The following is a 13,176-nucleotide window of genomic DNA, read 5'->3' as shown; positions in this document are numbered from 1 at the left end:
GGTCAGTCCTTGTGGAGGGTGCCGTCCGGGTCCAGGCCGCGGAAGGAGAGCAGCACGATCAGGATGCCGCCGCACACGATCCCGGAGTCGGCGAGGTTGAAGACCGCGAAGTGCGCGGGGGCGATGAAGTCGACCACCGCGCCCTGGAAGACGCCGGGCGAGCGGAAGAGCCGGTCGGTGAGGTTGCCGAAGGCGCCGCCGAGCAGCAGGCCGAGCGCGAGGGCCCAGGGCAGGCTGTAGAGCTTGCGGGCGATCCGGAAGATCACCACGATCACCGCCGCGGCGATCAGCGTCAGGAAGATGGTCAGCGCCTCGCCCATGCTGAAGGCGGCGCCGCGGTTGCGGATCACCTCGAACTGCAGCAGCGTGCCGATCACCTGAACCGGCTCGTGGTGCTCCAGCTTGGCCACCACCAGCAGCTTGCTGCCCAGGTCCAGGAGGTACACGATCAGCGCGACGAGCAGCAGCGCGCCGATCCGCCGCCGCCCGCGCGGCGCGGCCGTCGCGCCTGCCTCCGCCGCGCCCTGCCCCGCGGCTTCCCCGCCGTCCCCCTGCCCGGGCTCCGGTCCGGTGCCCGGCGTACCGGTGATGCGCTCCGCCTCTGCCACGTGTGAGTCCTCAGCCCGTCGTGTCCGCGGCCAGGCCCCCGCCTGGCTGAGCTCCGAGGGTACGGCACACGTCTGACCCCGATGAGGGCGCGCCCCGATGAGAGCGCGCCCCGTAAGGGGCGCGGGGAACTGCGCGCCCAGCCAGTACGGCGCCGCACCCGCCCACGGGACAGAAGCTGCCCCGCGGGAAGGCGCAAACCGGTGAACCAGGGGCTCCGTCCCTAACGGCGCTCGGTCTTCTGCTTGCACTCCACGCAGAGCGTGGCCCGGGGGAACGCCTGCATACGGGCCTTGCCGATCGGCTTGCCGCAGTTCTCGCAGAGCCCGTACGTGCCCGCGTCCAGCCGCTCCAGCGCCCGTTCGGTCTGCAGCAGCATCTCGCGCGCGTTCGAGGCCAGCGCCATCTCGTGCTCGCGGGTGATGTTCTTCGTACCCGTGTCGGCCTCGTCGCCCGCGCCGTCGCCGGAGTCCCGCATCAGGCCCGCGATGGCGTCCTCGGAGGACCGGATCTCGTTGCGCAGCCGGTCCTCCTCGTCCCGCAGCATCGAACGGGCCTCGTCGACCTCGGCCTCCGACCACGGCTCCTCGCCCGGCCGTACGGGCAGCTCGGCGGCGGTCGCCGGGCCGGTACGCGCCTTGGGCAGGGCCGTCGCGGCGGCCGTCTGCTCGCTGTCGTCCACCGCAGCGGCCGGTGCCCCGCCCGGAGTCTTCTTCGCCACCACCGTCTTGGCTCCCGTCTTCTTCGCGGGCACCGCCTCTTTTGGCGGTGCAGCCTTCCTGGCCGTGCTCCTGCCGGCGGCCGTACCGGCCGTCGTTCCCTCCGCGCCGGTGTCCCCGGCGGACGCCTGCTCCGCCGTGGCCCTCCCGGCCGGGGCTCTCTTGGCCGGCGCCTTCTTGGCCGCGGCCTTCCTGCCCGTGGTCTTCTTGTGCGCACTCTCCTTGGGAGGCGGATTCCCGGTCGCGGTTCTGTCGGTCCCGGTGTCGTCGGGCGCCGTCTCCGCGGGCGCGTGCCCCGTCGCGGCCTCCTCGGCCGCGGCGTCCTCCGCCGCGTCCTCCCCCACCGGCGCGTTCCCGGTCGCCGTCTTCTTCGCCGCGGCCTTCTTCGCCGTCTTCTTGGCGGGCGGCTTCGTCCCGGAGCTGTGCCCTGCCCCGGCCGGCCCGAGGGGCGCGCCGCCGGCCCGGGCCGCCTCGTCCGGCCGGCCCGTCACGGGGTCGGGCGCCGGGGCCGTCGCCGGCTCCCCGGCCGCGGCTCCGTCCGGCGGCGCGCCCCGTCCGTGCGCCGCCGTGCTGTCGTGCGCGGCGGTCTCTTTCGCCACCATGGCCGCGATCCCTTCACGTATGTGATCTTGCTCGCGAATCGTGACCGGAACGATAAATCGACTCACAGCACGCGGCAACGGGACGCACCGCCCTCCACCGTCCGGTCTCCCCGCACGGGAGCCCGGTCTGCAACCGTTGTGCCCCGCTCTCCGCCCGGTAATCCGACGGCGATCCGGCGGCCCAGCAGGGGCGCGGCGGCCCCTTCGTACGCCTGCCGCGCTCCGTCGCGGTGCGTATCGCCATTCGGGTCAAGCTTCCCGCCGCCGGTACCTCAGTCGGCGCAGCCCGGAAAAGCGGTCGGCCCTCCCGTCCCGCGCCCCGTACACTGGGCGGAGCGAAAGGCGTGGATGGGACGAGTAGCGCCGCACGCAGCCAAGAGCGACCCGGGGACGGTGGGAGCCCGGGGGTGTGCGCGACGTGAAGATCATCCCGGAGCCGCCGGAAGAACGCCCCACGGAGCCGTCAGCGGCTTCCCGGGGCCACTAGACCCGGCATCGCGACCCCAATGAGGGGGCCGAGGAGTTCCTTCTCGGCCAAGGAGGGTGGTACCGCGGGAGCAGCAGCTCTCGTCCCTCCGGTCGGAGCAAGCAAGCGGTGTCCGCCGGAGGAAGCCCCCGATGAGTCCCACACCCCAGTACAACCAGGTGCCCGCGCAGGTGGACCTGCCCGCCCTCGAGCACGCCGTGCTCGACTTCTGGCAGGAACAGAAGGTCTTCGCGCGCACTCTCGAGCAGTCCGAGGGACGCCCGGAGTGGGTGTTCTACGAGGGCCCGCCGACGGCGAACGGCATGCCCGGCGCGCACCACATCGAGGCCCGCGTCTTCAAGGACGTCTTCCCCCGCTTCCGCACGATGCAGGGCTACCACGTCGGCCGCAAGGCCGGCTGGGACTGCCACGGCCTCCCGGTCGAGCTGGCCGTGGAGAAGGAGCTGGGCTTCAACGGCAAGAAGGACATCGAGGCGTACGGCATCGCCGAGTTCAACGCCAAGTGCCGCGAGTCGGTGACCCGGCACACCGACGCCTTCGCCGAGCTCACGACCCGGATGGGCTACTGGGTCGACCTCGACGACGCGTACCGCACGATGAACCCCGACTACATCGAGTCGGTGTGGTGGTCGCTGAAGGAGATCTTCAAGAAGGGCCTGCTGGTCCAGGACCACCGCGTCGCCCCCTGGTGCCCGCGCTGCGGCACCGGCCTCTCGGACCACGAGCTGGCGCAGGGGTACGAGACGGTCGTCGACCCGTCGGTGTACGTCCGCCTGCCGCTGACCTCGGGTCCGCTGGCCGGCGAGGCGGGGCTGCTGATCTGGACGACGACGCCCTGGACGCTGGTGTCCAACACCGCCGTCGCCGCGCACCCCGACGTGACGTACGTCGTCGCCACCGACGGCCAGGAGAAGGTCGTCGTCGCCGAGCAGCTGGTCGAGAAGGCGCTGGGCGAGGGCTGGACGACCACCGGGCAGACCTTCACCGGCCGCGAGATGGAGCGCTGGGCGTACCGGCGCCCGTTCGACCTGGTCGAGCTGGAAGGCGCCAACTTCGTCGTCAACGCCGAGTACGTCACCACCGAGGACGGCACGGGCCTGGTCCACCAGGCGCCCGCCTTCGGTGAGGACGACCTCAAGACCTGCAAGGGCTACGGCCTGCCCGTGGTCAACCCGGTCCGCCCCGACGGCACCTTCGAGGAGGATCTCGCCCTGGTCGGCGGGCAGTTCTTCAAGAAGGCCGACGAGGCGCTGGTCGCCGACCTGGACGCGCGCGGCCTGCTCTTCCGCCACGTCGCGTACGAGCACAGCTACCCGCACTGCTGGCGCTGCCACACGGCGCTGCTGTACTACGCCCAGCCCTCCTGGTACATCCGCACCACGGCCGTCAAGGACGCCCTGCTGCGGGAGAACGAGAACACCAACTGGTACCCGGAGTCCGTCAAGCACGGCCGCTTCGGCGACTGGCTGAACAACAACATCGACTGGGCGCTGTCCCGCAACCGCTACTGGGGCACCCCGCTGCCCATCTGGCGCTGCGCGGAGGACCACCTCACCTGCGTCGGCTCGCTCGCCGAGCTGTCGGAGCTGACCGGCACCGACCAGACCACCCTGGACCCGCACCGCCCCTTCATCGACGACGTCACCTTCGGCTGCACCCACGAGGGCTGCTCGCTCGAGGCCGTGCGCGTCCCCGAGGTCATCGACGCCTGGTACGACTCGGGCTCGATGCCGTTTGCGCAGTGGGGCTACCCCTACCGCAACAAGGACATCTTCGAGAAGCGGTACCCGGCGCAGTTCATCTCCGAGGCCATCGACCAGACGCGTGGGTGGTTCTACACGCTGATGGCGGTCGGCACCCTCGTCTTCGACAAGTCCTCCTACGAGAACGTCGTCTGCCTGGGCCACATCCTGGCCGAGGACGGCCGGAAGATGTCCAAGCACCTGGGCAACATCCTCCAGCCGATCCCGCTCATGGACCAGCACGGCGCGGACGCGGTGCGCTGGTTCATGGCGGCCGGCGGCTCCCCGTGGGCGGCCCGCCGCGTCGGCCACGGCACGATCCAGGAGGTCGTCCGCAAGACGCTCCTGACGTACTGGAACACCGTCGCGTTCCAGGCGCTGTACGCGCGGACGACCGGCTGGGCGCCCACGGACGCCGACCCGGCGCCCGCCGACCGCCCGATCCTGGACCGCTGGCTGCTCGGTGAGCTGAACTCCCTGGTGCAGGGCGTCACCGAGGCGCTGGAGGCGTACGACACCCAGCGCGCCGGCAAGCTGCTCTCCGCCTTCGTCGACGACCTCTCGAACTGGTACGTCCGCCGCTCCCGCCGCCGCTTCTGGCAGGGCGACAAGGCGGCGCTGCGCACGCTCCACGAGGTCATCGAGACGGTCACCCGCCTGATGGCGCCGCTCACCCCGTTCATCACCGAGCGGGTCTGGCAGGACCTGGTCGTCCCGGTCAGCCCGGACGCGCCGGACTCCGTCCACCTCTCCTCCTGGCCGGTGGCCGATGCCTCGGCGATCGACCCGACGCTCTCCGCGCAGATGGTCCTGGTCCGCCGGCTGGTCGAGCTGGGCCGCGCCACGCGTGCCGAGTCCGGCGTGAAGACCCGCCAGCCGCTGTCCCGCGCGCTGGTCGCCGCGGCCGGCTTCGAGACGCTCTCCGACGAGCTGCGCGCCCAGATCACCGAGGAGCTGAACGTCAGCTCTCTGGCGTCGCTCTCCGAGGTCGGCGGCTCCCTGGTCGACACCACCGCCAAGGCCAACTTCCGTGCCCTGGGCAAGCGGTTCGGCAAGGGCGTCCAGGCGGTCGCCAAGGCCGTCGCCAACGCGGACGCGGCGGCGCTGTCGCTGGCGCTGCGCGAGGGCACGGCCTCGGTCGAGGTCGACGGCGAGACGGTCGCCCTGGCTCCGGACGAGGTGATCATCACCGAGACGCCGCGCGAGGGCTGGTCGGTGGCGTCCGACTCCGGCGCCACGGTCGCGCTGGACCTGGAGATCACCCCGGAGCTGCGCCGCGCGGGCCTCGCCCGCGACGCCATCCGCCTCATCCAGGAGGCCCGCAAGAACAGCGGCCTGGACGTCGCGGACCGGATCGCGCTGCGCTGGGAGTCCTCCGACGAGGAGGTCCGCACGGCCCTGGCCGACCACGCGGCCCTGATCGCGGACGAGGTCCTCGCGACGGAGTTCGTCTCCGGCGAGGCGGACGACACCTTCGGCGAGCCGTTCGCGGACGAGCCGCTGTCGCTGACGTTCCGCCTCCGCAAGGTGTAACTCACAGGGGCTGCCACCCGCACACCGTTCCGAGGTCCCCGGTACACCCGTACCGGGGACCTCGGCGTGTCAGGCGCGCCCCGCACGGGGCGCGGGGAACTGCGCGAGCAACCACAACGGCGGTGCAGCCCGCCATCGACCTGACGCCAACGGCGAATGCCGGCCCCCGCCGAAGGCGAAAAGGGCCGGGCCCCCGGGGAGATCCCCGGGGGCCCGGCCCTGATTGCCGACTAGGTGCGACGCAGCAGCGTCAGCCGCGTCAGTTGTCGTCCTCGTCGATGAGGAAGCCACGCATCGGCGACGGAGCCTGCTGCATCTGCTGCTGGCCCTGCGGCCGGACCGGCGCCATCGGCTGGGTCATGGCCGGCGACATCTGCTGCTGGCTGCCGTACGACGGGGCGTTGCTGCCGTTCGAGCCGCCGTGGCCGCCCATGGACTGGTTGCCGCCCATGGTGTGGCTGGAGCCGCCGCCCATGGAGCCGGCACCGGCCGACGCCATCGACGGGGACGCCGGCAGCGAAGCGGCGGCCGGGGTCCGCGGCGGGGCGAGCGACTCGTCGGACTGGTTCTCCAGCTGGCGCAGCTGGCTCTCCAGGTACGACTTCAGTCGCGTGCGGTACTCGCGCTCGAAGCCGCGCAGGTCCTCGACCTTGCGCTCCAGCGTGGCGCGGGCGGACTCCAGGGAGCCCATCGCGACGCGGTGCTTCTCCTGCGCGTCCCGCTCCAGCGCGTCGGCCTTGGCGCGGGCGTCCCGCTCCAGGCCCTCGGCGCGGCTGCGGGCCTCGCCGACGATCTTGTTGGCCTCGGAACGGGCCTCCGCGATCGCCTGGTCGGCGGTCTGCTGCGCCAGCGACAGCACGCGCGCGGCACTGTCACCGCCCGGACCGCCCTGGCCCGGCTGCGGCAGCTGCGGGCCGCCCTGCGGACCACCCATCGGGCCGCCCATGGGACCGCCGGGGCCCATCTGGCCGCCGTGCGGGCCCTGCGGACCGGGGCCGTGGCCACCGGGACCTGCGGGCAGCTGCGGTGCACCGCCGGGCAGCTGGGGCGGGCCACCCATCCCCTGCTGCTGGCCGGGCGGGACCGGCTGCGGACCCGATATGGCGGCGGGCACGGGGGCACCGGGCCGCTGCTGCTGCTGCGGTCCGTCCTGCTCCTGCTGCTTGCGCATCCCCTGTTGCTGCTGCTGGCTCTGGGCGGCAGCCCGGGTGGCAGCGGCCAGTTTGGCGCGCAGGTCCTCGTTCTCCCGGAGCAGACGGGTCAGTTCTGCTTCGACCTCATCGAGGAAGGCATCGACCTCGTCCTCGTCATAGCCTTCTCGGAGGCGGACGGTCGTGAACTGCTTGTTCCGCACGTCCTCGGGGGTCAACGGCATCTCTTCTTCACCTCAACGTAGTCGTCGGCAATCGGCAAGACCGTATCGTTCACAACTTGCTCACGACGTTGCTCACGACGGTGATCAGGATGTAGACGATGATCATCAGTACGAAGAAGGACAGGTCGAGCGCCACGCCCCCGAGACGCAGCGGCGGTATGACACGCCGCAGAAGCTTGAGTGGCGGATCAGTGACAGTGTAAGTGGCCTCAAGTACGACCACCATCGCCTTGCCGGGTTGCCATGAACGGGCGAACTGGAAGACGTAGTCCATCACCAGCCGGAAGATCAACACAATGAGGAAGCAGTACAGCGCGATATAGATCACCTGCAGTGCGATGCCCATCTCGCGCTTCCCTCTCCCCTTGCCTGTGTCGGCCTCACGGCCTCGGTGTGCCCGGTGTTGCGTCTCAGCTCTGGTTGAAGAACCCGCCCTCTGCGATACGGGCCTTGTCCTCCGCCGTGACATCGACGTTAGCAGGAGACAGCAGGAACACCTTCTGTGTCACCCGCTCGATGCTCCCGTGCAAACCGAACACCAACCCGGCCGCAAAGTCGACAAGTCGCTTCGCGTCCGTGTCGTCCATCTCCGTCAGATTCATGATCACCGGAGTGCCCTCACGGAAGTGTTCCCCGATGGTACGGGCTTCGTTGTAGGTCCGGGGGTGCAGCATGGTGATGCGGTAGGGCTCCCGCTCGGACACAACCTTGGGCATGATCACCGGTGCGTTCTTCTCCAGATTCGGACGTTCGGGTGTGATGGACGCCACGGGGGCGATTCGGGCGGGTCGTCCGTTTTCCGTACCCACTGGCGGAGACTCGCGCTGCGCCGGCGGCGATACGACTCGTACCGGTTCGTCCCGTTCGGGGCGTGATTCCGTGGGCGGCTGGTGCTGTTGCCGCCTCTCGGGCTCGGGCTCCGGGTCGAGTTCGGGTTCGAAGTCGTCGTCGGGGTCGAAGCCCCGGCCGTCGTACCCATCGTCCTCCACGAGGCCGAGGTAGACCGCCATCTTGCGCATAGCGCCGGCCATTCTCTGCGTCCTCCGCTCTGTGGTGGATCGGCTCCGTCACCGGTCGCCTTGGATCCACTCGGCCTGCCCGTCTTTTGACGGTAATGACCATATTTTGTGCTGTGGTCCGACTTGCTTCGCGACGTTACCCGAGCCGTGGTCGGACTCCGAGTACCGCAGTGCCCACGCGTACATGTGTCGCACCGGCGGCCACCGCGTCCTCGAGATCCGAACTCATTCCTGCCGACACCATTTTCGCAGCAGGATGACCCGCGCGCAGGCCGGATGCGATTTCCGTCAGCCGGTCGAAAGCCGCCCGCGGCCGGCCCGCGTACTGCCCTGCCAGCGGAGCGACCGTCATCAGGCCGCCCAGCCGCAGCCCTTCGGCCGCCGCCACGGCGTCGGCCAGCGCCGCCACCCCGTCCGGGCCGACGCCGCCGCGGTCGCCGCGCTGACCCGACTCGGCGTCAAGTGCCACCTGGATCAGGCAGTCCAGCTCGCGCCCGGCACGCACGACCTCCTTGGAGAGCGCGGTGACGAGCTTGACCCGGTCCACGGACTGCACGATATCCGCGTAACTGGCCACAGACCGGACCTTATTTGTCTGCAATTGGCCGACGAAATGCCAAGTAAGCGGCAAATCCGAGCAAGCGGCCGCCTTGGGCGCCGCGTCCTGGTCCCGGTTCTCCGCGACGTGCCGGACACCCAATTCCGAAAGGATACGGACATCGCTCGCTGGGTAGGTCTTTGTGACCACAATCAGGGTCACATCACCACGATTACGACCGGCTTTGGCACAAGCATCGGAGATACGATCCTCCACCCGCGCCAGGTTCTCGGCCAGTTCCGTTCTACGGTCCGTCACAGCTCAGCCGTCCAGCCATACATAACTCGCGAGCCGCCCGGTTGTGCGGTCGCGCCGGTACGAGAAATGGTCCGCCGATTCCAGCGTGCAGATGTGGGAATGTTCACGCACCCGCACGCCGCACCGGGCGAGTTGGGCGGCGACACCGGCCGCCACGTCCACCGCGGGCGTCCCCCACCCGGTGGTCGCGTGCGCCTCGGGCACCGCGGCGGCGACCTCGGCGCGCATCGCCTCCGGCACCTCGTAGCAACGCCCGCAGACCGCGGGCCCGGTGTACGCGACGATCCGCTCGGGAGACGCGCCGAGAGCGGTCATCGCCTCGACGGTGGCCGGTACGACCCCCGCGACCAGCCCGGGCCGCCCGGCGTGCGCGGCCCCCGCCACCCCGGCGACCGGGTCGGCGAGCAGGACGGGGGTGCAGTCGGCGGTGAGGACGGCGAGGGCAAGACCCCGACGGGCCGTCACCACCGCGTCGACACAGGGAATCTCGTCGCTGTCCCGCCACGGCCCGTCCACGACCGCCACATCGCGCCCGTGCACCTGGTTCATCCAGACCACATCGGCCGGATCCAGGCCCAGGGCCTTGGCCGCCAGCTCGCGATTGGTCCGTACCGCCTGCGGGTCGTCGCCCACGGCGCCGCCGAGATTGAGCTCGGCATACGGAGCGGCGCTCACCCCGCCCCACCGATCGGTGAAGGCGAAGCGCGCGCCGCTCGCATCGTTCCTCAGCACATTGTGCTGCTGCCCTATCACTGCGGGTCTTCGGCTACTTCAGGAAGTCCGGGACGTCCAGCTCCTCGGCCGCGGTGTCCGTGTACGGACGGGCCGGGGGGACCTGCGGCGCGACCGGGGGCGCCGCCGGGGCCTCGCTGACCGGCGCCGACTCGACCGGAGCCGGCTCCTCGTCGCGCACCGGAACGGAGCCGAGGCCGCCGAAGGCCGGGCGGGGCTCCGGGGGCGCGGCCGGGCGGCTCGCCGGGGCCGCCGGCTCCTCGCGCTTCCCGGAGGAGGAGCTGATGACGTTCTCGCGGCGGGCCGGCGGCTGACCGCCGTCGAAGCCCGCGGCGATGACCGTCACGCGGACCTCGTCGCCCAGCGCGTCGTCGATGACCGCACCGAAGATGATGTTGGCTTCCGGATGGGCCGCCTCGCTGACCAGCTGCGCCGCCTCGTTGATCTCGAAGAGACCGAGGTCGGAGCCGCCGGAGATGGACAGCAGCACACCGCGGGCGCCGTCGATGGACGCCTCCAGAAGCGGCGAGGAGATGGCCATTTCGGCGGCCGCCACCGCGCGGTCGTCGCCGCGTGCGGAGCCGATGCCCATGAGGGCCGAGCCGGCCTCGGACATCACGGACTTCACGTCGGCGAAGTCGAGGTTGATCAGACCCGGGGTGGTGATCAGGTCGGTGATGCCCTGGACACCGGAGAGCAGCACCTGGTCGGCGGACTTGAAGGCATCAAGAACGCTCACCTGGCGGTCCGAGATGGACAGCAGTCGGTCGTTGGGGATCACGATGAGCGTGTCGACTTCTTCGCGCAGCTGCGCGATGCCGTCCTCGGCCTGGTTGGCGCGGCGGCGGCCCTCGAAGGTGAACGGCCGGGTGACCACACCGATCGTCAGGGCGCCGAGCGAGCGCGCGATGTTGGCGACCACGGGCGCGCCGCCCGTGCCGGTGCCGCCGCCCTCGCCCGCGGTCACGAAGACCATGTCGGCCCCCTTGAGGACCTCCTCGATCTCCTCGCGGTGGTCTTCGGCCGCCTTGCGGCCCACGTCCGGGTTTGCGCCGGCGCCGAGGCCACGCGTCATCTCACGGCCGACGTCGAGCTTGACGTCGGCGTCGCTCATCAGCAACGCCTGCGCATCGGTGTTGATCGCGATGAACTCGACGCCCTTGAGCCCGACCTCGATCATCCGGTTGATGGCGTTCACGCCACCGCCGCCGATGCCGACGACCTTGATGACTGCGAGGTAGTTCTGCGGTGCTGCCACGTCGAAGGCCTCTCGCCTCGAGTTACGTGTCGGTGCCTCACATGTGCTGTGGACAACGACTGATGCCGATGGGACGGTCCGTAATGCCGACCCGAACCCTAACGTTGAAGTTTAGGGTTACCAGTGCCTGTGTTCTCTGGGTTCTTTGGAACGAGACACTAAGTCGACAAGCGGCGCACGTTCAACGAACACGCCGAACCTCCCGTTTTTCTTTTCACCCTATGTGATCACCCGTAGTGGTAGCCATCCAGGGTGCTGGCCTGCGCGTACGTACGTCAACTCCCGGACGCGGCGGGCGCACTGGGGACGCTCACGTCGAAGTGGCGCGCATCACGCGCCGCTTTCAGCAGCGCGCGGAGTACCTTGGCCTTTTCCGTGCCGTGTTCCTCGCTGCCCCACTCGACCCGGCGTCCGCCGGTCAGCTCCAGGGTGATGGAGTCGTACGAACGTACGCGGATGACGCGCACGTCCTTGCCGACCGTATCGGGAAGCGCGGTGGCGACCTTCACCGCCGCGCGGTTCAGAGCAGGGATACCGAAACGGCGCAGGCTCGGCGAATCGGCCGCGTCCATTTCCAGCCGGGGTACATCGCGCGGCGCGATACCGACGGTGGCGAAGCGCACGCCCCGGTCGTCCACTTCACGGAACTTTGCGCCCTTTTGGACGACCAGGACGGGCTGCCGCTCCGTCACGTTCAGGGAGATGGTGTCCGGCCACGAGCGCTCCACTTCGACCGACTTGATGCGGCGGAGGCGGTCGGCCAGCCGTGCGGCGATACCGTCGGTGTCCACGGACGCGAGCGGCGCCCCCACCGGGACGCCGGCCGCGGCCTCGACCTCACGCGCCGTCAGAACGTCGGTACCGTGCACCGTCACGTGCTCGGCGCGCAGCCAGTCCGAGCCGTACAGCGCCCAGGTACCGAAGCCGACCAGCAGCGCTATGAGGACCGCCGCGGCGACGAGCGTGCGGCGGCGCGGGCGCCCGGGGCCGCGCTCCCCGGCCCACGGCGGCAGCAGCCGCCGCAGCCCGGAGCCACGCGGCTCCTCCGGCTCCCCGGAGTCGGCGGGAGAGTCGGCCGGTACGCGGTGCTGCTCGCCCCGTCGGGCGATACTCGGTCCGGCCACTTTCCCTCTCCTTGCCCCGGCCGCCTCAGCTCCGGCGGGAGGCGATCGCTTCGTACACCATGCCGACGAGCAGTTCGTCGGCGTCTCTGCGGCCGAACTCGGCGGCCGCGCGGGACATCTCGTACAGCCGGTGCGGGTCCGAGAGGACCGGCAGGACGTTGCCCTGCACCCACTCGGGGGACAGCTGCGCGTCGTCGACCAGCAGGCCGCCGCCGGCGTTGACCAGCGGCTGGGCGTTCAGCCGCTGCTCGCCGTTGCCGATGGGCAGCGGGACGTACGCGGCGGGCAGCCCGACAGCGGACAGCTCGGCCACGGTCATCGCGCCCGCGCGGCAGAGCATCATGTCGGCCGCGGCGTACGCGAGGTCCATCCGGTCCACGTACGGTACCGGGACGTAAGGCGGCATCCCGGGCATGTTGTCGACCTGCGGCAGTTCGTTCTTCGGGCCGACCGCGTGCAGCACCTGGATGCCGGCGCGCTGGAAGGCGGGCACGGCGGCCTGGATGACCTCGTTGAGCCGGCGCGCGCCCTGCGAGCCGCCGGAGACCAGCAGCGTGGGGAGGTTCGGGTCCAGGCCGAAGGCGGCGCGCGCCTCGGGACGGGCCGCCGCGCGGTCCAGGGTCGCGATCGTGCGGCGCAGCGGGATGCCGACGTAACGGGCGTCGCGCAGCTTGCTGTCGGGGGTGCTGACGGCGACGAACTTGGCGTACCGCGAGCCGATCTTGTTGGCCAGCCCCGGCCGGGCGTTGGCCTCGTGCACCACGATCGGCACGCCGAGCCGCTTGGCGGCCAGGTAGCCGGGCAGCGCGACATACCCGCCGAAGCCGACGACGCAGTCCGCCTTCGTGCGCTCCAGGATCTGCTCCGCGGCCTTGATCGTGCCGCGCAGCCGCCCGGGGACGGTGATCAGCTCGGGCGTGGGCTTGCGCGGCAGCGGAACGGCCGGGATCAGCCCCAGTTCATAGCCGCGCTCCGGTACCAGCCGGGTCTCCAGTCCGCGCTCCGTGCCCAGTGCCGTGATCCCCACGGTCGGGTCCTGCCTGCGCAGGGCGTCCGCGAGGGCGAGCGCGGGCTCGATGTGGCCGGCGGTCCCCCCACCGGCGAGTACGACATGCACCGAAAT

At 70.8% G+C, this 13,176-nt stretch carries 11 protein-coding genes; 1 reads left to right on the top strand and 10 read right to left on the bottom strand.

Annotation, left to right across the window (positions count from 1 at the left end):
• Nucleotides 1-2: 2 nt before the first annotated feature.
• Both lspA and ACZ4MH_RS20790 read right to left on the bottom strand, forming a co-directional pair.
• Complete coding sequence (gene lspA / locus ACZ4MH_RS20795; protein WP_351600909.1) at nucleotides 3-608, bottom strand: signal peptidase II; 606 nt, start codon at nucleotides 606-608, stop codon at nucleotides 3-5.
• A gap of 221 nt (nucleotides 609-829) precedes the next feature.
• Nucleotides 830-1,927 (bottom strand): TraR/DksA family transcriptional regulator, encoded by a 1,098-nt coding sequence (locus ACZ4MH_RS20790; RefSeq protein WP_467754626.1) that lies wholly within the window; start codon nucleotides 1,925-1,927, stop codon nucleotides 830-832.
• A 618-nt stretch (nucleotides 1,928-2,545) separates the two neighbouring features.
• Between ACZ4MH_RS20790 and ileS the strand changes: the two genes are divergently transcribed.
• Entirely contained in the window at nucleotides 2,546-5,689 is a 3,144-nt protein-coding gene (gene ileS / locus ACZ4MH_RS20785; RefSeq protein WP_351599356.1) for an isoleucine--tRNA ligase, read from the top strand.
• Between the two features lie 259 nt (nucleotides 5,690-5,948).
• Here ileS and ACZ4MH_RS20780 read toward each other — a convergent pair whose 3' ends face one another.
• From ACZ4MH_RS20780 to murG, 8 genes are all read right to left on the bottom strand, one after another.
• Entirely contained in the window at nucleotides 5,949-7,064 is a 1,116-nt protein-coding gene (locus tag ACZ4MH_RS20780) for a DivIVA domain-containing protein (protein ID WP_351599357.1), read from the bottom strand.
• Between the two features lie 49 nt (nucleotides 7,065-7,113).
• Entirely contained in the window at nucleotides 7,114-7,410 is a 297-nt protein-coding gene (locus tag ACZ4MH_RS20775) for a YggT family protein (RefSeq protein WP_052865840.1), read from the bottom strand.
• 64 nt (nucleotides 7,411-7,474) lie between these two features.
• On the bottom strand, nucleotides 7,475-8,095 hold the full coding sequence (locus ACZ4MH_RS20770) for a cell division protein SepF (RefSeq protein WP_351599358.1): 621 nt from the start codon (nucleotides 8,093-8,095) through the stop codon (nucleotides 7,475-7,477).
• 124 nt (nucleotides 8,096-8,219) lie between these two features.
• Nucleotides 8,220-8,939, bottom strand: coding sequence for a YggS family pyridoxal phosphate-dependent enzyme (locus ACZ4MH_RS20765; protein ID WP_351599359.1), 720 nt, complete (start codon nucleotides 8,937-8,939; stop codon nucleotides 8,220-8,222).
• Between the two features lie 3 nt (nucleotides 8,940-8,942).
• Nucleotides 8,943-9,692 (bottom strand): peptidoglycan editing factor PgeF, encoded by a 750-nt coding sequence (gene pgeF / locus ACZ4MH_RS20760; protein WP_467754625.1) that lies wholly within the window; start codon nucleotides 9,690-9,692, stop codon nucleotides 8,943-8,945.
• Nucleotides 9,693-9,705: 13 nt separating this feature from the next.
• Nucleotides 9,706-10,929 (bottom strand): cell division protein FtsZ, encoded by a 1,224-nt coding sequence (ftsZ, locus tag ACZ4MH_RS20755; RefSeq protein WP_351599361.1) that lies wholly within the window; start codon nucleotides 10,927-10,929, stop codon nucleotides 9,706-9,708.
• A gap of 275 nt (nucleotides 10,930-11,204) precedes the next feature.
• Nucleotides 11,205-12,053 carry a cell division protein FtsQ/DivIB gene (locus ACZ4MH_RS20750; protein ID WP_467754624.1) on the bottom strand — a complete coding sequence of 283 codons (849 nt, stop codon included), beginning with the start codon at nucleotides 12,051-12,053 and terminating at the stop codon, nucleotides 11,205-11,207.
• 25 nt (nucleotides 12,054-12,078) lie between these two features.
• Entirely contained in the window at nucleotides 12,079-13,170 is a 1,092-nt protein-coding gene (murG, locus tag ACZ4MH_RS20745) for an undecaprenyldiphospho-muramoylpentapeptide beta-N-acetylglucosaminyltransferase (RefSeq protein WP_351599362.1), read from the bottom strand.
• Nucleotides 13,171-13,176 lie beyond the last annotated feature (6 nt).

This window comes from Streptomyces sp. NPDC026301 (assembly GCF_055567935.1).
Note: the sequence above shows the minus strand (reverse complement) of the source record. Positions and strands in the feature narration are given on the sequence as shown.

What these genes read in the sequence shown, in the direction of transcription:
- ACZ4MH_RS20775 (WP_052865840.1), bottom strand. Translation starts at nt 7,410, where the DNA reads ATGGGCATCGCACTGCAGGTGATCTATATCGCGCTGTACTGCTTCCTC.
- ACZ4MH_RS20780 (WP_351599357.1), bottom strand. Translation starts at nt 7,064, where the DNA reads ATGCCGTTGACCCCCGAGGACGTGCGGAACAAGCAGTTCACGACCGTC.
- ACZ4MH_RS20790 (WP_467754626.1), bottom strand. Translation starts at nt 1,927, where the DNA reads ATGGTGGCGAAAGAGACCGCCGCGCACGACAGCACGGCGGCGCACGGA.
- ileS (WP_351599356.1), top strand. Translation starts at nt 2,546, where the DNA reads ATGAGTCCCACACCCCAGTACAACCAGGTGCCCGCGCAGGTGGACCTG.
- ACZ4MH_RS20770 (WP_351599358.1), bottom strand. Translation starts at nt 8,095, where the DNA reads ATGGCCGGCGCTATGCGCAAGATGGCGGTCTACCTCGGCCTCGTGGAG.